Genomic DNA, 21,130 nt, shown 5'->3' on the forward strand with positions numbered 1-21,130 from the left:
GCCTTTAATCATTCGTCATACTCCCTGTTTTTATGAGTACTTATCTGTCAGTCCTGCAGAAATATACCGACTACAGATTATCGGCAGTATCCGAAAAATAATTAATTATGATATCACCAGCAATAAGGGTCACCGATTGGCCCAATCCCATCGCTAGTCGCCCGTTTGCCCATATTCATCTTCTGGACAACACTCCAGGATGACACCACTGACCCAACACGTGGAGCAAACACCATGAACATCACGCAAATCCGTAATGCCACACTGCACATCACCTTTGGCGACAAGACCTTCCTCGTTGATCCGATGCTGGCCCCGAAAGGTGCGTATCCCGGTTTTGCCGGAACGGCGCGCGCAGAGATCCGCAATCCGACTGTGGAGCTGCCCGTTGACATCGACACCCTGCTTAACGTCGATGCGCTGATCGTCACCCACCTGCATGAAGATCACTGGGATGAGTATGCCGCGCGCGTTGTGCCGAAAGACAAGCCGATCTACGTACAAAATGATCAGGATGCGCAGGTGCTGCGAGGCCAGGGGTTCACCCAACTGAGCGTATTGACGGAAAACACCACGCTGGGGGACATCACCCTGCGAAAAACCGACGGCCAGCACGGGTCGGATCGTGCCTACGCCGTGCCGCAAATGGCAGAACGCCTGGGTGACGCCTGCGGGGTTATCTTCCAGCATGCGGACGAAAAAACGCTGTATCTGGTTGGCGATACTATCTGGCGCGATGAAGTGGAGGCCAATATGCAAACCTTCCAGCCTGATGTCGTGGTACTGAACGCCGGTTTTGCCCACGTCATCGGCTTTGGGCCGATCATTATGGGCACGGAAGATGTGCTAAAAACCCACTTTGTGCTGCCTGAAGCGCAAATTGTGGCGACCCATATGGAGGCCATTAACCACTGCCTGCTGACGCGCGCGGCGCTGAAAGAATATGCGTTCGACAACCAGATTGCGCAATTCGTCAACGTGCCGGAAGATGGGGAAACCCTGACCTTTTAATGCCAACAGAGGAATCGTATGCGCCCGCTTACCGTCGCCATTGTCGCCGTGGAAGATTTCAGCCCGTTTCATTTTTCGGTGCCATGCATAATTTTCAGTGACAAAATGGCGGCAAAAAAGCACTTTGAGGTGCAGATATGCGCCGAAAAGCCTGGTATCGTCTCCTCGCAGGATGGCTTCTCCGTCACCGCCTCTCACGGTTATGAAGCGGTGACGGCAGCCAACATTGTGGTGGTCCCCTACTGGGGCACTACCGGGCATCGACCACCGCAGGGTCTGCTCAATGCCCTCAATTGCGCGCGGCAAAACGGCGCACAGATTGTCGGGCTGTGTCTGGGCGCATTTGTTCTCGGTTACGCGGGTCTGCTGGACGGAAAGCGGGCCGCGACGCACTGGGAATTTGAGCAGGACTTTCAGACGCGCTTCCCGGCGGCGCGTCTGGATATCAACGCCCTGTACGTTGATGACGACGGTATTATTACCTCAGCGGGCACCGCCGCCGCACTGGATTGCTGTCTGTACGTCATCCGCCAGCACTTTGGCAGCACGGTAGCGAACCAGATTGCCCGACGAATGATTGTGCCGCCGCACCGAGAAGGGGGACAGGCGCAGTTTATTGAGCAGCCGGTGGCGAAAAATACCCAGGATCAGCGTATCAACGCCTTGCTCGATTATTTACGCCAGCACCTCCACGAGCAGCATAACCTCGACGCGCTGGCGCAGCGGGTGATGATGAGCCGTCGCACCCTAACCCGCCATTTTATGAAAGCCACCGGGTCAAGCGTGGCTGAATGGCTCATTACCGAGCGCCTGCGCCACAGCCAGGCGCTGCTGGAGTCCAGCTCGTTGCCCGTCGAGCGCATTGCCGAACAAGTCGGTTTTCTCTCTCCTGTCACCTGGCGTCAGCACTTTAAAGCCCACTTTGGCGTCAGCCCGGCTGAATGGCGCAAAACCTTCCGTGGCGCGGCGTGAGCAAGCTCAGCCTCTTTTTTGCGCCAGCCACACCGTATGCCCGGTGCACTGTGGGTCTTCCATGATAACGTCGATGACCTCAAAGCCGTGTGCGAATAACAGCGCACGGTACTCATCGGGCGCCAGACTTGCATGAAACAACGGCTCGCCTTCAAATTGCCCCATTGCGATACCGTTTCCGGTACCGCTGGTGAACATCAGCGCACTGCCGGGATGGCTGAGTTGGTCAAAGATCGGGAACATCTTGTGTTGGTCTTGCTGGGTTAAATGGAAGAAGCTGTCCCATGCAATCAGGCCATCAAAGGTGTCATCAAGCGCGAGCTCGCGCATATCCTGCTCCAGCCAGCGCTGGTCGGGAAAAGATTGCCGGGCGCGCGCCAGCATCGCCGCGGAACCATCTACCCCCGTCAACTGAAAACCGTGCTGGATAAAATACCCGGCGATCGGCTGACCGTTCCCACAGCCGATATCCACAATACTGCCCTTCCCGCCCATTACCGCGATGAACTTATCCAGCCACGCTTTCTCAAACAGCGTGCATGAACGCTGGCTGGCAAAGGCATCAGCATGGCGTCGGTAGATAGACAGAATGTTCTGTGCCGCAGAGTCGCTCACGATTTCCTCACTGTTTTTACTCGTTCTGCCATCATGTTAGGCATAAAGATGCCATGCCCGCTATCATACGTCACTGGCCCTGGAATGCGCCTCGCAGAACCCAACCACAAATACGCCAAAACCCTACGCGCTATGGCATGATAGCGCGTGGATAACGTAATGAAGGGTGAAGAATGTGAAACCGGTAACGCTATACGATGTGGCAGACCATGCAGGTGTCTCTTACCAGACCGTCTCACGCGTTGTGAATCAGGCCAGCCACGTTTCCGCCAAAACCCGTCAGAAAGTTGAGGCCGCGATGGCGGAGCTCAATTACATCCCCAACCGCGTTGCCCAGCAGTTGGCCGGTAAACAAACGCCATTGATTGGCGTGGCGACAGCGAACCTTGCTTTGCACGCACCCTCGCAAATTGTTGCTGCCATAAAATCCCGCGCCGACCAGTCCGGGGCCAGCGTGGTAATCGCCATGGTCGAGCGTAGCGGCGTAGACGCCTGCAAAGCGGCGGTGCATAACCTGCTCTCTCAACGGGTGACCGGGCTTATCATCAATTATCCGCTGGATGAAGACGACGCAATTGCCGTGGCCGCCGCCTGCGGTACAGTACCGGTGCTGTTTCTGGACGTCTCTGACCAGTCGCCGGTTAACAGCGTGATTTTCTCCCATGATGACGGCGCACGCCTCGGCGTTGAGCACCTGGTCCAGCACGGGCACCAGCGCATCGCCCTGCTGGCCGGACCGCACAGTTCAGTCTCAGCCCGGCTACGTCATGCGGGCTGGCATAAATATCTGGCGCACTATCAGCGGCAATCCGTGGTGGAACTGGAAGGTGACTGGAGCGCAATGTCCGGCTTTACACAAACCATGCAGATGCTGAACGACGGCATCATCCCGACCGCTATGCTGGTTGCCAATGATCAAATGGCGCTTGGGGCGATGCGGGCCATCAGCGAATTTGGCCTACGGGTAGCGGCTGACATTTCAGTGATTGGCTACGACGACACCGAAGACAGCTCTTGTTATATCCCACCGCTGACGACCATCAAACAGGATTTCCCGACGCTCGGACAAACCAGCGTAGATAAACTGCTGCAGCTTTCACAGAGGGGCGAGAGCCTCGGCAATCAGCTCCTGCCAGTAACGCTGGTTGAGCGTAAAACAGTGCTACCACCGAATACACAAAGCGCAACGCCGCAGGCGCTGGCGGAATCGCTGATGCAACTGGCGCGTCAGGTTTCTCGCCTGTAACGTTGCCACAGCGAGCGCTCACATCTATTGTCGCTGAGCTGAATTACTGTGAGTCAGCTCACTGATTCCCCACCCACTCCTTTACAGGTTAATCGCAATCCTCGTATGGTCAGGTAAATTGTGAGCGGATAACAAATTTATACAGGATACTGCCATGACCCTGAACACGGATTCACTCGCCGCCGTACTGGCACGTCGCGACTGGGAAAACCCCGGCGTCACTCAGCTTAATCGCCTGGAGGCACACCCGCCGTTTTGCAGTTGGCGTTCTGCACAGGATGCACGCGACAACCAGCGTTCGACACAGTTACAGTCGCTGAACGGTGAGTGGAAGTTTACCTGGTTTGCCTCACCAGAAGCGGTGCCGGAAAGCTGGCTTGCGGGCGATTTGCCTCAAGCTGACACCATTACTGTACCGTCTAACTGGCAAATGGGCGGTTACGACGCGCCGATCTACTCCAACATTACCTACCCGTTCCCGGTCGATCCACCGCACGTTCCAACAGAAAATCCGACAGGATGTTACTCGCTCACATTCAGGGTGGATGCCGCGTGGCGACAGGCAGGGCAGACACGCATTATTTTTGACGGCGTGAACTCAGCGTTTCATCTGTGGTGCAATGGCCGCTGGGTCGGCTACGGGCAGGACAGCCGCCTGCCGTCCGAGTTTGATCTCAGTGATTTCCTGAGCGACGGCGAAAACCGTCTGGCGGTGATGGTACTGCGCTGGAGCGATGGCAGCTATCTGGAAGATCAGGACATGTGGCGCATGAGCGGTATCTTCCGCGACGTCTCGCTGCTGCATAAGCCAGGCACGCAGATCCGCGACCTGCGTATCCATACCCGTTTTAACGATGATTTCAGCCGTGCGGTGCTGGAAACCGACGTCAGGATGGCGGGCGAGCCGCGCGATGATTTACGTGTGACGCTGCAACTGTGGCAAGGTAACACGCTGACCGGTGAAGCCACTTCACCTTTTGGTAGCGAGATTATTGATGAGCGCGGCGCATACGCCGATCGCACCACTCTGCGCCTGAACGTTGAACGTCCGGCGCTGTGGAGTGCTGAAACCCCGAATCTGTACCGCGCGGTAGTGCTGCTACATACCGCCGACGGCACGTTAATTGAAGCCGAAGCCTGCAACATTGGCTTCCGCCAGGTCAGCATTGAAAACGGTCTGCTGTTGCTCAACGGGCAGCCGCTGCTGATCCGCGGCGCCAACCGTCATGAACATCACCCGCAAAACGGCCAGGTGATGGATGAAGAAACGATGGTGCAGGACATCGTCCTGATGAAGCAAAACAACTTTAACGCCGTGCGCTGCTCACATTATCCGAACCATCCGTTGTGGTACACCCTGTGCGACCGCTACGGCCTGTACGTGGTGGATGAAGCCAATATCGAAACCCACGGCATGGTGCCGATGAACCGCCTGAGCGATGATCCCACCTGGCTACCGGCGATGAGTCAGCGCGTGACGCGCATGGTGCAGCGCGACCGCAACCATCCGAGCATTATTATCTGGTCGCTGGGCAATGAATCCGGGCACGGCGCAAATCACGATGCCCTCTACCGCTGGCTGAAGTCCGAAGATCCGTCCCGCCCGGTGCAATACGAAGGCGGTGGTGCGGATACCGCTGCGACCGACATTATTTGCCCAATGTACGCCCGCGTTGACCAGGATCAGCCCTTCCCGGCGGTACCGAAATGGTCAATCAAAAAATGGCTGTCGATGCCCGGCGAGCAGCGCCCACTGATCCTCTGCGAATACGCTCACGCGATGGGGAACAGCCTCGGCGGTTACGCCAAATACTGGCAGGCGTTCCGTCAGTATCCGCGCCTGCAGGGTGGGTTTGTCTGGGACTGGGTCGATCAGTCGCTGACAAAATATGACGACAACGGCAACCCGTGGTCAGCCTACGGCGGCGATTTTGGCGACACGCCGAATGACCGTCAGTTCTGCATGGACGGGCTGGTGTTTGCCGATCGCACACCGCATCCGTCCCTGTATGAAGCTAAACACGCGCAGCAGTTTTTCCAGTTTACGCTGTTGTCAGGCAACGAGCGCCAGATTGAAGTGCACAGCGAATACCTGTTCCGCCGCAGCGATAACGAAATCCTGCACTGGTCTCTCGCTCAGGACGGCAATCTGCTGGCCACCGGCGAGGTCACGCTGGATATCGCCCCACAGGGTTGTCAGCGGGTTACCCTGCCGGACCTCCCCATGCCGGACACCGCCGGTCAGCTGTGGCTGACAGTGCGCGTGGAACAACCTCAGGCCACCACATGGTCAGACGCCGGGCATATCAGCGCCTGGCAGCAATGGAAGCTGGAAGAGAAACTCAGCCTGACGCTTCCCCCACGCGCCAGCGCCGCGCCACAGCTCACCGTCAGTGACGATACATTTGCGGTGACCGTCAGCGATAAACGTTGGGAATTCTGCCGCCAGTCGGGCCTACTGACGCAATACTTGATCGGCGGTGATACGCAGCTGTTAAGCCCGCTCATTGACCAGTTCACCCGTGCGCCGCTGGATAACGACATTGGCGTCAGCGAAGTGACGCGCATCGATCCTAATGCCTGGGTCGAACGCTGGAAAGCTGCCGGCCACTACCATGCGCAGCCTCTGCTGTTATTGTGCGAAGCCGAAGCCATGTCGGAGAGCGTGCTGATTACCACCGTGCATGCCTGGCAGTATCAGGGGGAAACGCTGTTTATCAGCCGCAAGTCCTACCGTATCGACAGCCATAGCAAGATGCACATCACTGTGGATGTCGATGTCGCCAACGGAACGCCGCACCCGGCGCGTATCGGCCTCAGCTGCCAGCTGGCGCAGGTTGCCGAGCGCGTAAACTGGTTAGGTCTCGGCCCGCATGAGAACTACCCGGATCGCCTGAGCGCGGCCTGTTTTGACCGTTGGGATCTGTCGCTGGACGAGATGTATACCCCTTACGTCTTCCCGAGTGAAAACGGCCTACGCTGCGGGACGCGCGAGTTGCGCTACGGGGGGCATCAGTGGCACGGCGACTTCCAGTTCAACATCAGCCGCTACAGCCAAAAACAGTTAATGGAAACCAGCCATCGCCATCTGCTGCAGCCGGAGGCGGGAACCTGGCTCAATATTGACGGCTTCCATATGGGTGTCGGCGGGGATGATTCGTGGAGTCCTTCCGTTTCCTCAGAATTTTTGCTGAGCGCTGGGCGTTATCACTACCAGGTTATCTGGGGTTAAACATAATAATGATGGGTAGGTTACGACCTGCCCTTATTTTGCCTGAGGAAGTCCAATATGTATTATTTAAAAAACACTAACTTCTGGATGTTCGGCTTTTTCTTCTTCTTTTACTTTTTTATTATGGGTGCTTATTTCCCCTTCTTCCCGATCTGGTTACACGATATCAACCATATTAGCAAAGGGGATACCGGCATTATCTTCGCCTGTATTTCGCTGTTCTCGTTATTGTTTCAGCCTGTATTTGGCCTGTTGTCGGATAAACTCGGCCTGCGTAAACATCTGCTGTGGATAATCACCGGCATGCTGGTGATGTTTGCCCCGTTCTTTATTTACGTGTTTGGGCCATTATTACAGTTCAATATTTTATTAGGCTCGATTGTTGGCGGGATCTACCTTGGCTTTATTTATAACGCCGGGGCACCCGCGATTGAAGCCTATATTGAGAAAGTCAGTCGTCGCAGCAATTTTGAATTTGGTCGGGCGCGCATGTTTGGCTGCGTTGGCTGGGCATTGTGCGCTTCCATTGTTGGTATAATGTTCACCATCAACAATGAATTCGTCTTCTGGCTGGGCTCCGGCTGTGCAGTAGTCCTCGCCCTGCTGCTGTTCTTCTCGCGCACCGATGCCTCGTCTTCAGCAGAGGTCGCCAATGCGGTCGGCGCAAACCACTCTGCCTTTAGCCTGAAGCTGGCGCTCGAATTATTCAAGCAGCCGAAGCTATGGTTCCTGTCGTTGTACGTAGTTGGCGTGTCCTGTACCTATGATGTTTTTGACCAGCAGTTCGCCAACTTCTTTACCTCATTCTTTGCAACCGGTGAACAAGGCACGCGGGTGTTTGGCTACGTCACCACCATGGGGGAATTGCTCAACGCTTCGATCATGTTCTTTGCACCGCTGATCGTAAACCGTATTGGCGGGAAAAACGCCCTACTGCTGGCTGGGGCGATTATGTCAGTACGAATTATCGGCTCGTCGTTCGCCACCTCGGCGCTGGAAGTCATCATCCTCAAAACGCTGCATATGTTTGAAATCCCGTTTCTGATCGTCGGCTGTTTCAAATACATTACCAGCCAGTTTGAGGTACGCTTTTCCGCCACCATTTACCTGGTGTGCTTCTGCTTCTTCAAACAGCTGGCGATGATTTTCATGTCGGTGCTGGCGGGCAATATGTATGAGAGCATTGGCTTCCATGGGGCGTATCTGGTATTGGGCATTATTGCACTGACCTTTACGCTGATTTCAGTATTTACCCTTAGTGGGCCGGGGCCGTTTTCCCGCATTTCCACACCGGCAGGTAAACAAGTTTGAATACGAATGACAAAGAGGGAATATCTGCGATGAACATTTCTATGAGAGACAGAATAAAAGCAGGCAAGCTGTTTACCGATATGTGCGAGGGTCTGCCAGAAGAGAGACTATGCGGAAAAGAGTTAATGTATGAATTTAACCACACGCGTCCATCAGAGATAGAAAAAAGGGAAAAACTGATTCGTGAAATGTTTGGAACCGTAGGAGAACATGCCTGGATTGAGCCTCCCATTTATTTTTCTTACGGTAGCAATATTCACATTGGTAAAAATTTCTACGCCAATTTTAACTTTACCATTGTGGATGATTATACGGTCACCATCGGTGATAACGTTTTAATTGCGCCAAACGTCACGATCTCTGTAACGGGTCATCCTGTTCATCATGAATTAAGAAAATCCGGTGAGATGTTTTCCTTTCCGGTCACCATCGGTAACAACGTCTGGATTGGCAGTAACGTGGTCATCAATCCGGGTATTACGATTGGTGATAATTCGGTTATTGGCGCGGGTAGCGTAGTAACAAAAGACATTCCGGCAGATGTCGTGGCCGTGGGTGCTCCATGCCGGGTTATCAGAACGATTAATGAAAGAGATAGAGAGTACTATTACCAAAATTATAAAGTAGAACCATCAAGTTAAGGCGTAATGTCGGATGCACTGCTCACGGCGATTTATCCGGCCTATAGGGTGCAACCCTCAGACCATGATCAGCCGCCTGAGCAGCCTGACCTGATGGCTTAAGTTCTGCGGACAAATAGCCGCTTTTCTACCGTTATGGTAAAACAGGGCGACAAGCCAGGTCATAGCATGAGCAGAAAGACGGTTGCGGTAATGGTGCTACTCATCAGCACATTACTTTCAGGATGTGGCAGCATTAATGCACGCACGGAAAGTGAAGATTCAAACACCTATTATGTAGGTATGCACCATGATATTGAAAAAATAAAAAATCCAGGCGCTTATGATTATAACTATTTTGATTTAGCGCTGTTATTTATTGATGTGCCGTTATCTTTTATTGCCGATACGGTATATGCGCCTGTTGATTATTATCACGGGCCGTATAAGACATCGAAGTAAGGCGTAATGCCGGATGCACCGCCCGAATGGTTTATCCGGCCTACGATTTTAATACCAGATTATTCCTCGATTGCCTGGCGGATTTGCTGCAACGACGCGGGATCATCGATGGTAGTTAGATCGCCGGGATCGCGGCCTTCACAGATCGCCTGGATCGTACGTCTCAGCATCTTGCCCGATCGCGTCTTCGGTAGTTGTGACACAAACCAGACGTGTGCCGGACGGCCAAAGTTACCAATCTGGCTGTCCACCAGCGCCATAATCGCCTTCTCTTCTGAATGCGCAATGTCGCGGTCTTCCAGACTGTCACTCTGTTTCGGGATAACAAACGCCACCGCCACCTGCCCTTTCAGCGCATCTTTCACCCCGACCACCGCCACTTCCGCGACGTTCGGATAGCTGGAAATACTCTCCTCTATCTCGCGGGTGCCCAGACGGTGTCCGGCCACGTTTATCACATCATCGGTGCGGCCTAAGATGAAGTAATATCCGTCTGCATCGCGGATCCCCCAGTCGAAAGTGGCGTAAACCTGGCGGGAGAACAGCGACCAGTAGGTGTTCACAAACCGTTCGTCATCGCCCCAGATGGTCTGAATACAACCCGGCGGCAGCGGCCCTTCAATCACCAGCATACCCTTTTCGTTCGCTTCGCAGGGTTCACCGGTCACTTCGTTGAGCAACTGCACGTTGTAGCCATACATCGGCACGCCGGGGCTGCCCAGACGCGACGGCCTGTCGTCCACGCCACGGGCAATCGCCATAATCGGCCAACCGGATTCTGTCTGCCAATAGTTGTCGATAACCGGCACACCCAGCGTTTGGGTTACCCAACTCGCAGTCGGTTCGTCCAGCGGTTCGCCCGCCAGATACAGCACCTCCAGCGAGGAGAGATCGTGATTGCGGATCTGCGCGGTCGGGAATTTCTTCAGCACGCGAATGGCGGTCGGCGCTGAGAACATTCTGCTGACCTGATATTTTTCGACAATCTTCCACCACACGCCGCAGTCCGGGTACGTCGGCAGCCCTTCGTAAACCACCGTCGCCATCCCTGCCAGCAGCGGGGCATAGACGATGTAGGAGTGTCCGACCACCCAGCCGATATCCGAGGCACAGAAGAACACGCCGCCCGCTTTGCCGCCAAAGATGGTGTCCATCGACGTCGCCAGCGCCACCGCATAGCCGCCAACGTCACGCTGCACGCCCTTCGGCTTGCCGGTCGTACCGGAGGTATAGAGTATGCAGGAGGTTTCGTTCGACTCCAGCCACACCACCGGCACGTGCGCCCCAAGATGCTGCTGGCGCAGCGCGGCAAAATCGAGGTCACGTCCCTCGACCCGCGCCATTTTCGCCAGCCCACGATCGACCAGCACCACGCGATGCGGCTGATGCTGCGCCTGGTCAATGGCATCATCAAGCAGCTTTTTATACGGCAGGATCTTACCCCCGCGCGCCCCGGCGTCTGCCGATACAATGACCTTCGGTTGGGCATCGTCTATCCGCGCCGCCACGCTGTGCGAGGCGAAGCCGCCGAACACCACCGAGTGGATCGCGCCAATACGTGCGCAAGCCAGCAGCGTTATGTGCGCCTCGGCGATCATCGGCATATACACCAGCACTCGATCGCCGCGCCGTACCCCCAGCGACAGCAACATGGCGGCCGTCACGTTGACTTCGTCATACAGCTGACGAAAGGTATACGTGCGTTCCTCTTCGGTTTCTGAGGAAACGGCAATCAGCGCCAGCGCATCAGGCTGCTTCTCCAGCCAGCGGTCGATGGCGTTATGACACAGATTGGTTGTTCCACCGCAAAACCAGCGGGCAAACGGCGGACGGCGGTGATCCAGCACCTGAGTGAACGGCTGCTGCCAGTCAATACGCTGGGCCTGTTCGGCCCAGAATGACTCAGGTTGAGTAATAGAACGTTGATAAAACTCGCTAAAAGACATAATGCTCTCCTGTTGAACTTACGCCTAATGAGTCAGGTTTTAGATAATGAATAAATCCATGTACTCATTAACCGGCATCTGCTCCAGGCGGGCTCTGTCCAGGGAGACATCCAGAATGCGCTGTTGCTGGCGGGTCGGGAACTGGCGCGCCAGGTTAATTTTGAATTTCTCGACCAGCTTCGGCATGCCGTCAGTACGGCGGCGCGCGTGGCCGATTGGGTATTCCACCACCTCTTCGTCAAAGCGGGAGCCGTCGGTAAACTCCAGGGTGATGGCGTTGGCGATGGCGCGCTTTTCCGGGTTGTGATAATCGGCGGTAAAAGCCGGATCTTCGAAGCAGTTAATCTTCTCACGCAGTGCATCGATACGTTTATCCTGCGCCACGCCGTCTTCATAATCAGCCGCCGTCAGGCGTCCGAACAGCAGCGGGACCGCCACCATGTACTGAATGCAGTGGTCACGATCCGCCGGGTTATCCAGCGGGCCTTTTTTGTCGATGATGCGAATGCAGGCTTCGTGTGTACGAATTGTCACTTTTTCTATATCGGCGGCAGTCTTACCAGCAGCCAGCAGTTTTTCATGCAGCGTCATGGCGGCTTCTACCGCGGTCTGCGAGTGGAACTCAGCCGGGAAGGAGATTTTAAACAGTACGTTTTCCATCACGTAAGAGCCGTACGGACGCTGGAAGCGGAACGATTCCCCTTTGAAGGAGACATCATAGAAGCCCCAGGTTTTCGCCGTCAGCGCAGACGGATACCCCATCTCGCCGGTTTTGGCCATCAGCGCCAAACGCACCGCCCGGGATGTGGCATCCCCCGCCGCCCAGGATTTACGCGTACCGGTATTCGGCGCATGACGATAGGTCCGTAGCGACTGTCCGTCGACCCACGCCAGCGAGACCGCATTGAGGATCTCATCGCGGGTAAGACCCAGCATCTCGGCAACCACGGCGGTTGAGGCCACTTTTACCAGCAGAACGTGGTCGAGGCCGACGCGGTTAAAGGAGTTTTCCAGCGCGATACAGCCCTGAATTTCATGGGCCTTGATCATACCGGTCAGCACGGCTTTCATGGTCAGTGGCGCTTTACCCGCCGCCACCGCATTGCGCGACAGCCAGTCCGCGGTTGCCAGGATCCCACCAAGGTTATCGGAAGGATGACCCCATTCCGCGGCAAGCCAGGTGTCGTTGAAGTCCAACCAACGGATCATCGCGCCAATGTTAAACGCCGCCTGCACCGGGTCGAGCTGAAACTGGGTGCCAGGCACACGCACACCGTTCGGCACCACCGTCCCCGGGACAATCGGTCCCATCAGTTTTTTACAGGCCGGATATTCCAGCGCTTCCAGCCCGCAACCGAGGGTGTCGAGTAGGCAATAATGCGCAGTGTCATACGCCACCTTCGAGGTGATGTCGTAATTCATCACGTAATCAACGATATCAACGATTTCACGGTCAAATTCAGGGCGAACATTCGAAATATGAGCGGACATAAAAAGGGTTCCTGTTTTTATCTTTAGAGGTTTTGCATTAGCAACGCTTTTCAATAGCGACAAATACGCGATCTTCCGGGCCGGTATAGTTAGCGGAAGGACGGATGATTTTATTATCCTGGCGCTGTTCGATGATGTGCGCCGCCCAGCCGGTGACGCGGGCGATGACAAACAGCGGGGTGAACATTTCGGTCGGGACGCCCATCATGTTGTAGGAAACCGCCGAGAACCAGTCGAGGTTCGGGAACATCTTTTTGGTGTCCCACATCACCTCTTCCAGACGGTCGGCAATGTTGTACATTTTCAGCGAGCCGCCTTCCTGAGAAAGCTGCTTCGCCACGCGCTTGATTACCTGATGTCGCGGGTCGGCGATGGTGTAGACCGGGTGACCAAAACCAATTACTACTTCTTTATTTTCTACACGTTTACGGATATCGGCTTCGGCTTCATCCGGCGTTTCATAGCGTTGCTGAATTTCCAGCGACACCTCGTTCGCTCCGCCGTGTTTCGGCCCACGCAGCGCGCCAATGGCACCGATAATCGCGGAGTACATATCCGAGCCGGTCCCTGCAATCACCCGTCCGGTAAAAGTTGACGCATTAAATTCGTGTTCGGCATACAGCACCAGTGAGATATGCATCGCTTTTTCCCAACTGGCCGACGGTTTTTCGCCGTGCAGCAGGTGCAGGAAATGCCCCCCAATGGAATCATCATCAGTTTCTGGCTGGATACGCTCACCATTGTGACTGTAGTGATACCAGTACAGCAGGATCGAGCTGAGCGAGGCCAGCAGCTTATCGGCAATATCGCGCGCGCCAGAGACGGTATGCCCCTCTTTTTCCGGCAGCGTGCAGCCCAGCGCGGAAACGCCGGTACGCATTACGTCCATCGGGTGCGAGGCGGCAGGCAGCGCTTCCAGTACGGTACGCACGTTCGCCGGGAGACCACGCAGCGCTTTTAATTTGATCTTGTAAGCGTTGAGTTCATCACGGGTGGGTAATTTTCCGTGGATCAGCAGGTGCGCCACTTCTTCAAATTCGCACTGTTGCGCAAGGTCGAGAATATCGTAGCCGCGATAGTGTAAATCGTTACCGCTTTTACCAACGGTGCACAGGGCGGTATTGCCGGCAGTCACGCCGGACAGCGCGACTGATTTTTTCGGCTTAATAACATTCGTACTATTTTGCAGGATCGTTGTGTCGCTCATGTTGTCCTCGTTATTTTTATATATAGGGTATTGAGGGTATGCATCGCGTAGTACGTTGTAGGCCGGATAAACGTAGTGCCATCCGGCATTGCCTGATGGCGGCTGCGCCTTATCAGGCCTACGGCTTCTTGGCGTACAACGCGTCGAGTTTCTCTTCGAACTGGTAGTAGTTGATGCTCTCGTACAGCTCGTTGCGCGTCTGCATGATGTCGATAACGTTCTTCTGCGTGCCTTCCTGGCGCAGCACGTTGTACACCTGCTCGGCGGCGCGGTTCATGGCGCGGAAGGCCGACAGCGGATACAGCGCCATTGCGACGTTTGCGCTGCGTAATTCATCGGTAGTGAACAGCGGCGTTGCGCCAAATTCGGTAATATTGGCAAGGATTGGCACCTGTACCGCATCGGCAAACTGGCGGTACATTGCCAGCTCAGTGATAGCTTCCGGGAACAGCATGTCAGCACCTGCTTCGACATACGCCTGAGCACGATCGATGGCAGCATCTAACCCTTCCACCGCCAGCGCATCGGTTCGCGCCATGATGACAAAGTTCGGATCGGTACGCGCATCCACCGCCGCACGGATCCTGTCAACCATCTCTTCTTTAGAGACGATCGCCTTGTTCGGACGGTGCCCGCAGCGCTTGGCGCCGATCTGATCTTCAATATGCAGCGCGGCGGCACCGGCTTTGGAAATCGACTTCACGGTTCGCGCCACGTTAAACGCCGACGATCCGAACCCGATATCAGCATCCACCAGCAGCGGCAACGGGCAGACATCGGTGATACGACGGATATCAGTCAGCACATCGTCGAGGGTAGAAATACCGAGATCCGGCAGCCCTAACGACCCGGCCGCCACACCGCCACCGGAGAGATAAATCGCCTGATACCCGGCACGTTGGGCCAGCAGAGCGTGGTTGGCGTTGATAGTGCCAACGATTTGTAATGGATTTTCTTTGCTGAGCGCGGCGCGAAACGCCAGCCCTGGAGAGTGTAGAGACATATCCCGTCCTCTTGTTATCAACTTGTTAGCATTCGTTGATTTACCTAAAGCAAGGGGTATGCCAAAGCCTTTATCGAGTCCGTAAATTTTGTTTATTCTTTTTAAAACAATATATTAAATCTTGTCATTGCATTTTTGTCGCACAAAAGCGTGTCAGCACACGTTTCATGAAACGGGTCTAAACGTTTCATTGCAACATTTTTGAAACACAACTAAACCCAATACTGGATACTTTAATTTTGGGGTTAACAATGGCTGAGACGCATCTTCCACCACGGGTCCATGACGACAAACCGGTCATCTGGACGGTCTCCGTCACGCGCCTGTTCGACCTGTTTCGCGATATCAGCCTGGAGTTTGACAACCAGGCGACCATCACCCCGATCCAGTTGGGCTTTGAGAAAGCGGTGGCTTATATCCGTAAGAAGCTCGCCACCGAGCGCTGCGATGCCATCATCGCGGCGGGTTCCAACGGCGCGTATCTGAAAAGCCGCCTGTCGATTCCGGTGATCCTGATTAAACCCAGCGGATTCGACGTGCTGCAGGCGCTGGCGAAAGCGGGCAAGCTGACCTCGTCGATTGGCGTCGTCACCTATCAGGAGACGCTGTCCGCGTTGACGGACTTTCAAAAGACCTTCAATTTGCGCCTGGAGCAGCGCAGCTATATCACCGAAGAGGATGCCCGAGGGCAGATCAACGAGCTGAAAGCCAGCGGTACACAAGCGGTAGTTGGCGCGGGTTTGATTACCGATCTGGCGGAAGAAGCAGGGATGACAGGGATCTTTATCTATTCAGCGGCCACCGTGCGTCAGGCCTTTAGCGATGCGCTGGATATGACCCGTCTGACGCTACAGCGCAACGGGCAATACGCCAGTGGCGACACGCTGCGCACCCGCTACGCGCTGGGTGATATGCGCGGCCATTCGGCGCAGATGGAGCAGGTGCGTCACACCATTATGCTGTACGCCCGCTCGCGCGCGCCGGTGCTGGTTCAGGGAGAAACGGGAACGGGCAAAGAGCTGGCGGCACAGGCGATCCATCGGGAATATTTCACCCGTCAGGGTCATCGACGCGGTAAACCCTCACCGCCGTTTGTCGCCGTTAACTGCGGGGCTATTACCGAATCATTGTTGGAAGCGGAGCTGTTTGGCTATGAAGATGGCGCGTTTACCGGCTCTCGTCGGGGAGGTCGCGCGGGTCTGTTTGAAATTGCCCACGGCGGGACGCTGTTTCTCGACGAGATAGGTGAAATGCCGTTGCCGTTACAGACCCGACTGCTGCGCGTGCTGGAAGAAAAAGAAGTGACTCGAGTGGGCGGACATCAGCCAATCCCGATCGATGTGCGAGTGATCAGCGCCACCCATTGCCATCTCGAGCAGCAAATGAATCAGGGTCAGTTTCGTGCCGATCTGTTTTATCGCCTGAGCATTCTGCGCCTCACACTACCGCCGCTGCGCGAGCGCCTGCCCGATATCCTACCGCTGGCGGAGGGCTTTTTAAAACACTCGCTGGCGGAGATCGAGGCACCTTTTTCTGATGCGGTGCGTAAGGGGCTGGAACTGAGCCAGCAAATATTGCTTAATTATGGCTGGCCGGGGAATATCCGCGAGCTGCGTAATATGATGGAGCGTCTGGCGCTGTTTTTGAGCGTAGATCCGCAGCCTGAGCTGAACGTCCAATTTTTACAGCAGTTATTACCGGAGTTATCCGTCGCGCCAGGGACACCTCAGGCATCATCATCACTGACACCGCAGCAAGTGCTGGCACAATTCAATGGTGATAAGACTGCTGCGGCACGATATCTTGGGATCAGCAGAACTACGTTCTGGCGCAAATTAAAAGAAAACCCGCCGGTACGATGACCAGCGGGTTGTTTGTCTTTCAGTTCAGCGCGTTATTTTTTCTTGTAAATGTTGGCCGTGCCATGGATTTTATTGTCCGTTTGACCGGAGGTTAATACCAGGACGTCAGCGCCTTTCTCATCGGCTTTCTTGATCAGGTCTGCTTTAGCATCTGCGGCAGACATTTCGTTGCTGGTAGAAATAGTGCCAATCTTGGTGTACTGAGACTCAACCTTATCAAAATCGACCTTCATCATCAGTTCCGCGGCATACGCGTTGGAAACGACAAACGCTAACGCACCAATTAATACCTTATATCCAGTTTTAATATAAAAGCTCCAGTTTTTATGTTTTTACGCCATCATCGACCCCTGAACATCGATAGTGCGAGTCAAGGATGATTAATAAGTAGTTCAGCTTGTTCAAAAAATCCAGAGCTAGCGGAAATATAAAGATATTTTGCAAAATGGAGATTGCCGACGATCCTGCGCTGCTGCTTTTCCCACCGTGCCTGGCTGCGAATAATCAACCAGCGAACCCGCTTGCAACAGCGGCAATGTTTCATAAAACAGTGTGAGTAAATACTCAGAATAATGCGTGCAGTAAACTTATAGTGTGTGGTGACGCAGAATATTCTTGATCCAGGCTGCGGATAACGCGCTACTTTTCTCACCGATGGAATCGTTTTACATGGAACCTCTTCACGCCGTCGTACTGACCGTCAGCCTGTTTGTGTTAACTTTTTTTAATCCCGGCGCGAATCTGTTCGTGGTGGTGCAAACCAGCCTGGCGTCAGGGCGACGCGCGGGTGTGATGACCGGTTTGGGCGTGGCGCTTGGCGATGCTTTCTATTCTGGTCTCGGACTGTTCGGCATGGCGACGCTGATTACCCAGTGTGAAGAAGTCTTCTCGCTGATTAAAATTGTCGGCGGCGCCTATCTGCTGTGGTTTGCGTGGAACAGCATACGACACCACGCGACGCCACAGATGCCAACGTTACAGCAACCGCTCAGTGCTCCCTGGTATGTCTTCTTCCGTCGCGGGCTATTAACGGATTTATCCAATCCACAAACCGTGCTGTTTTTTATTAGTATTTTCTCGGTCACGCTAAGTGCAGACACGCCAACCTGGGCCAGACTGATGGCGTGGGCGGGGATTGTGTTGTCTTCCGTTATCTGGCGTATTTTTCTCAGCCAGGCTTTTTCTTTACCCGCCGTGCGCCGTGCGTATGGACGGATCCATCGGGTTGCCAGTCGGGTGATAGGTGCCATTATTGGCGCCTTCGCCATCAGGCTGATTTATGAAGGCATCACCCATCGTTAATGCACCTGAAACACAGTTTCGCTTGACCATCGTGACGTAATTGTCCGTAATACCGCCTGAATTTTTTAACTGTATTTTGAGTGGCTGTGAGATGGAACAGGTTGCCCCTGCAAACGACACATTACTTCTGACTGAATGGCAGGCGCTGTTGCGCCAGACATCTCCTGAGGTCCATACCCTTCTGACCTCGTTAAGCGATGAGGAGATCCGCCATTTAGTCACCGTGTTTTATGACTATATGCTCTCCCATGCCGAGAGCGCATTGTTCCTGAATACCGAACAAGTCAGCACGCGGCTTAGCGGCAGTATGTTTGACTGGCTGCGCAGCGTGCTCGGCAGTGCGCAGGAAGACCTCTCACAGTTACTGACCAAACAGCGCGAGATCGGCGTGGTGCATGCGCGCATCGGCCTGCCCATCGATCTGGTGAATCGTGGCGCACGCAAGCTGAAGGATGAACTGTATCGGGTATTGAAAAAGAAAGCAGACTACCCGCCTCACCTGCTGAGTGATGCTATCTGCTTTAGCAGCCTGGCGATGGATACCGCACTGGAGGCGATGACGGCCTCCTATTCGCCAGGCTATCAAAATTCCCTGAACACGCAGGAGCAGTATCGCCTGCAAACGATTTATGATGACGTCAACGTCGAACGCGAGCGGCAAATCCGCTCGTTTACCGACTGGGAAAACCAGTTTATCTACAACATTGCTACCGGATTACCCGCCGGCGAACTGGTCTTTCTGGCGAACTCAGAGTTTGGGATGTGGTTCTCCCATAAGGGAAAACACATTCTCGGCAACAGCAATCTGCTTGCCGAAATGGAAGTACTGATCGCAGAAATCGATAACCGACTGACCCAGACGCTGTTGAATCAACAGCAACCGCCCACCGAAGCCGCACGGATGAGCTTGTTGCAGGATGTCCGCCAGCTGTCGGCAAAAATTCATTTTCTTCTGGCTTCGATGTTTGAGGCACTGGTCAAACAGGAAAATGGCAAAGACTCGCTGACCCAGTTACTTAACCGTCGCTTTATTCCGACCATCATGCGGCGCGAAATCTCACTGGCATTACACTCGCGTAAGCCGTTCACCCTGGCCATGTTAGATATCGATTATTTCAAACAAATCAATGACAGCTATGGACATAACACCGGTGACATGACGCTGAAAAGCGTGTCGGCCGTTATTTATGAGCATATCCGCAGCAGCGACTATGTTTTCCGCTATGGTGGCGAAGAATTTATGATCCTGCTGGTCGAGTCAGATATTTCGCAGGCCAGTATTATTCTGGAAACGCTGCGTAAGAAAATCGCTAACCTGCGAATGGCGGCATCGGCGACAGAATCCTTCTCGATTACCGTTAGTATCGGTATCGCCGAATATGACTACCATCCAGATTACAAACAGTTGGTGGATAAAGCCGACCGCGCGCTGTATCTGGCAAAAAGCAATGGTCGTAACCGTGTCGAGATGTACCAGGAATGAGCTTTGCCCTTCCCGCAGAAATAAATACCCCCTTCAGGGTATTTATCTGACCGGTGTTAACTCTCGTGCTGTTATTTTTATACGAGCTTTTGTCGGGCATAAAAATAACATCCGCTGAATAAGATGCAAATCAAATACATGATATCTTTATCGCGTTAGCATATCCCGGTAATGCGTCCTCCTGAATGCAGGAAGGAAACGATGAGGGATAATACAATCATGAATGGAAAAAAGAGAACGCGCTGGCAGCGCCGCCCTGGTACCACCGGAGGAAAATTACCGTGGAATGACTGGCGTAATGCCAGCAGCTGGCGAAGAGCCACCCAGTTTCTTCTGCTGGTGATAAATATCTATATTGGTGTCACGTTCTATTACTGGGTCCGCTATTTCGAAACGGGCGGCACCAGCGTGTTTATTCCCAGGCCGGGTGGGATTGAAGGATGGCTTCCCATCGCCGGGTTGATGAACATCAGATATACGCTGGAAACCGGATACCTTCCGCCGATCCACGCCGCCTCCATGCTGCTGCTCGTCGCGTTTATCCTGATAAGCCTGCTATTAAAAAAATCATTCTGCTCGTGGCTGTGTCCAGTGGGTACGCTGTCAGAACTGATTGGTAATCTGGGTAAAAAACTCTTTGGCCGCCATTTCACGCTGCCGCGCTGGCTGGATCTGCCGCTGCTAAGCCTGAAATATCTATTGCTGAGCTTCTTTCTGTATATTGCCCTGTCGATGCCCGCGCAGGGGATCCAGTACTTTTTGATGTCGGCCTACGGGATGATTATCGACGTCAAGATGCTCGATTTCTTCCGCCATATCGGTACGGCAACAGTGGTCTTCGTGGCGGTAATCAGCGTCATGAGCCTGTTTATTCGTAACGCCTGGTGTCGCTATTTATGCCCGTATGGCGCCCTGCTTGGCCTCTTTTCCCTGCTCTCTCCGTTTAAAATCCGCCGTAATGCAGACAGCTGCATTGACTGCGGCAAATGTGCGAAGAACTGCCCGTCAAACATTCCGGTTGACAGACTTATTCAGGTCCGCACCGTTGAATGCACTGGCTGCATGACCTGCGTTGAATCGTGCCCGGTCGCCTCAACGTTGACATTTTCACTGCAGGCACCGACCGGCAACGCCGCACCTAAACCGTGGTGGCAACGCGTCGCTTTACCTGGTTGGGGAATGACACTGGTGCTGCTCGGTATTTTATTTGCCGTCATTGGCTATGCGATGTATGCCAACGTCTGGCAGACGCCGGTACCGGAGCATATGTATTTTCAACTGATACCGAAAGCCAGGATGATCGGGCATTAACATTTACCGATCACCCACTATTTTTGATAAGCACACAGAATACCCATGCAATTGCA

At 54.2% G+C, this 21,130-nt stretch carries 17 protein-coding genes; 11 read left to right on the forward strand and 6 right to left on the reverse strand.

The window, feature by feature from the left end:
* The first annotated feature begins 234 nt into the window (after positions 1-234).
* Positions 235-1,011, forward strand: coding sequence for an MBL fold metallo-hydrolase (locus IMQ48_RS15600; protein WP_196209771.1), 777 nt, complete (start codon positions 235-237; stop codon positions 1,009-1,011).
* Between the two features lie 18 nt (positions 1,012-1,029).
* Positions 1,030-1,983 carry a GlxA family transcriptional regulator gene (locus IMQ48_RS15605; RefSeq protein WP_196209772.1) on the forward strand — a complete coding sequence of 318 codons (954 nt, stop codon included), beginning with the start codon at positions 1,030-1,032 and terminating at the stop codon, positions 1,981-1,983.
* Between the two features lie 6 nt (positions 1,984-1,989).
* Here IMQ48_RS15605 and IMQ48_RS15610 read toward each other — a convergent pair whose 3' ends face one another.
* Positions 1,990-2,598 carry a class I SAM-dependent methyltransferase gene (locus tag IMQ48_RS15610; protein WP_196209773.1) on the reverse strand — a complete coding sequence of 203 codons (609 nt, stop codon included), beginning with the start codon at positions 2,596-2,598 and terminating at the stop codon, positions 1,990-1,992.
* 175 nt (positions 2,599-2,773) lie between these two features.
* On the opposite strand from IMQ48_RS15610, the gene IMQ48_RS15615 reads away from it, so the two are divergent.
* The 5 genes from IMQ48_RS15615 (at position 2,774) to IMQ48_RS15635 (ending at position 9,469) form a co-directional block, all read left to right on the forward strand.
* The gene (locus IMQ48_RS15615; RefSeq protein ID WP_196209774.1) at positions 2,774-3,844 is read left to right on the forward strand and encodes a LacI family DNA-binding transcriptional regulator; all 1,071 of its coding nucleotides are present in this window, start codon (positions 2,774-2,776) and stop codon (positions 3,842-3,844) included.
* A 154-nt stretch (positions 3,845-3,998) separates the two neighbouring features.
* The gene (locus IMQ48_RS15620; protein ID WP_196209775.1) at positions 3,999-7,076 is read left to right on the forward strand and encodes a beta-galactosidase; all 3,078 of its coding nucleotides are present in this window, start codon (positions 3,999-4,001) and stop codon (positions 7,074-7,076) included.
* Positions 7,077-7,133: 57 nt separating this feature from the next.
* Positions 7,134-8,387 (forward strand): MFS transporter, encoded by a 1,254-nt coding sequence (locus IMQ48_RS15625; RefSeq protein ID WP_196209776.1) that lies wholly within the window; start codon positions 7,134-7,136, stop codon positions 8,385-8,387.
* A 29-nt stretch (positions 8,388-8,416) separates the two neighbouring features.
* Positions 8,417-9,028: a galactoside O-acetyltransferase gene (gene lacA, locus IMQ48_RS15630; RefSeq protein WP_196209790.1), complete on the forward strand. Its 612-nt coding sequence runs from the start codon at positions 8,417-8,419 to the stop codon at positions 9,026-9,028.
* Between the two features lie 168 nt (positions 9,029-9,196).
* Positions 9,197-9,469, forward strand: a complete 273-nt coding sequence (locus tag IMQ48_RS15635) for a YceK/YidQ family lipoprotein (protein ID WP_196209777.1) — start codon at positions 9,197-9,199, stop codon at positions 9,467-9,469.
* A gap of 59 nt (positions 9,470-9,528) precedes the next feature.
* On the opposite strand, the gene prpE is transcribed toward IMQ48_RS15635, so the two are convergent.
* From prpE to prpB, 4 genes are all read right to left on the reverse strand, one after another.
* On the reverse strand, positions 9,529-11,415 hold the full coding sequence (gene prpE, locus IMQ48_RS15640; protein WP_196209778.1) for a propionate--CoA ligase: 1,887 nt from the start codon (positions 11,413-11,415) through the stop codon (positions 9,529-9,531).
* Positions 11,416-11,454: 39 nt separating this feature from the next.
* Positions 11,455-12,906: a bifunctional 2-methylcitrate dehydratase/aconitate hydratase gene (locus IMQ48_RS15645; protein WP_196209779.1), complete on the reverse strand. Its 1,452-nt coding sequence runs from the start codon at positions 12,904-12,906 to the stop codon at positions 11,455-11,457.
* A 37-nt stretch (positions 12,907-12,943) separates the two neighbouring features.
* On the reverse strand, positions 12,944-14,113 hold the full coding sequence (gene prpC / locus IMQ48_RS15650) for a 2-methylcitrate synthase (RefSeq protein WP_196209780.1): 1,170 nt from the start codon (positions 14,111-14,113) through the stop codon (positions 12,944-12,946).
* Positions 14,114-14,231: 118 nt separating this feature from the next.
* Positions 14,232-15,116 (reverse strand): methylisocitrate lyase, encoded by an 885-nt coding sequence (gene prpB, locus IMQ48_RS15655; protein WP_196209781.1) that lies wholly within the window; start codon positions 15,114-15,116, stop codon positions 14,232-14,234.
* A gap of 251 nt (positions 15,117-15,367) precedes the next feature.
* Between prpB and prpR the strand changes: the two genes are divergently transcribed.
* On the forward strand, positions 15,368-16,978 hold the full coding sequence (prpR, locus tag IMQ48_RS15660) for a propionate catabolism operon regulatory protein PrpR (RefSeq protein ID WP_196209782.1): 1,611 nt from the start codon (positions 15,368-15,370) through the stop codon (positions 16,976-16,978).
* A 32-nt stretch (positions 16,979-17,010) separates the two neighbouring features.
* On the opposite strand, the gene yahO is transcribed toward prpR, so the two are convergent.
* A complete protein-coding gene (gene yahO, locus IMQ48_RS15665; protein ID WP_115259327.1) occupies positions 17,011-17,286 on the reverse strand; it encodes a DUF1471 family periplasmic protein YahO in 276 nt (91 codons plus the stop codon).
* 361 nt (positions 17,287-17,647) lie between these two features.
* On the opposite strand from yahO, the gene IMQ48_RS15670 reads away from it, so the two are divergent.
* The 3 genes from IMQ48_RS15670 to IMQ48_RS15680 all read left to right on the forward strand — a co-directional run bounded on the left by IMQ48_RS15670 (position 17,648) and on the right by IMQ48_RS15680 (position 21,074).
* Positions 17,648-18,280 (forward strand): LysE family transporter, encoded by a 633-nt coding sequence (locus IMQ48_RS15670; RefSeq protein WP_196209783.1) that lies wholly within the window; start codon positions 17,648-17,650, stop codon positions 18,278-18,280.
* A 91-nt stretch (positions 18,281-18,371) separates the two neighbouring features.
* A complete protein-coding gene (locus IMQ48_RS15675; RefSeq protein WP_196209784.1) occupies positions 18,372-19,763 on the forward strand; it encodes a diguanylate cyclase in 1,392 nt (463 codons plus the stop codon).
* A gap of 219 nt (positions 19,764-19,982) precedes the next feature.
* Positions 19,983-21,074, forward strand: a complete 1,092-nt coding sequence (locus tag IMQ48_RS15680) for a 4Fe-4S binding protein (protein ID WP_196209791.1) — start codon at positions 19,983-19,985, stop codon at positions 21,072-21,074.
* Positions 21,075-21,130: the final 56 nt, after the last annotated feature.

The sequence above is a fragment of the Citrobacter sp. Res13-Sevr-PEB04-36 genome (genome assembly GCF_015672735.1).
Lineage (GTDB): Bacteria > Pseudomonadota > Gammaproteobacteria > Enterobacterales > Enterobacteriaceae > Citrobacter.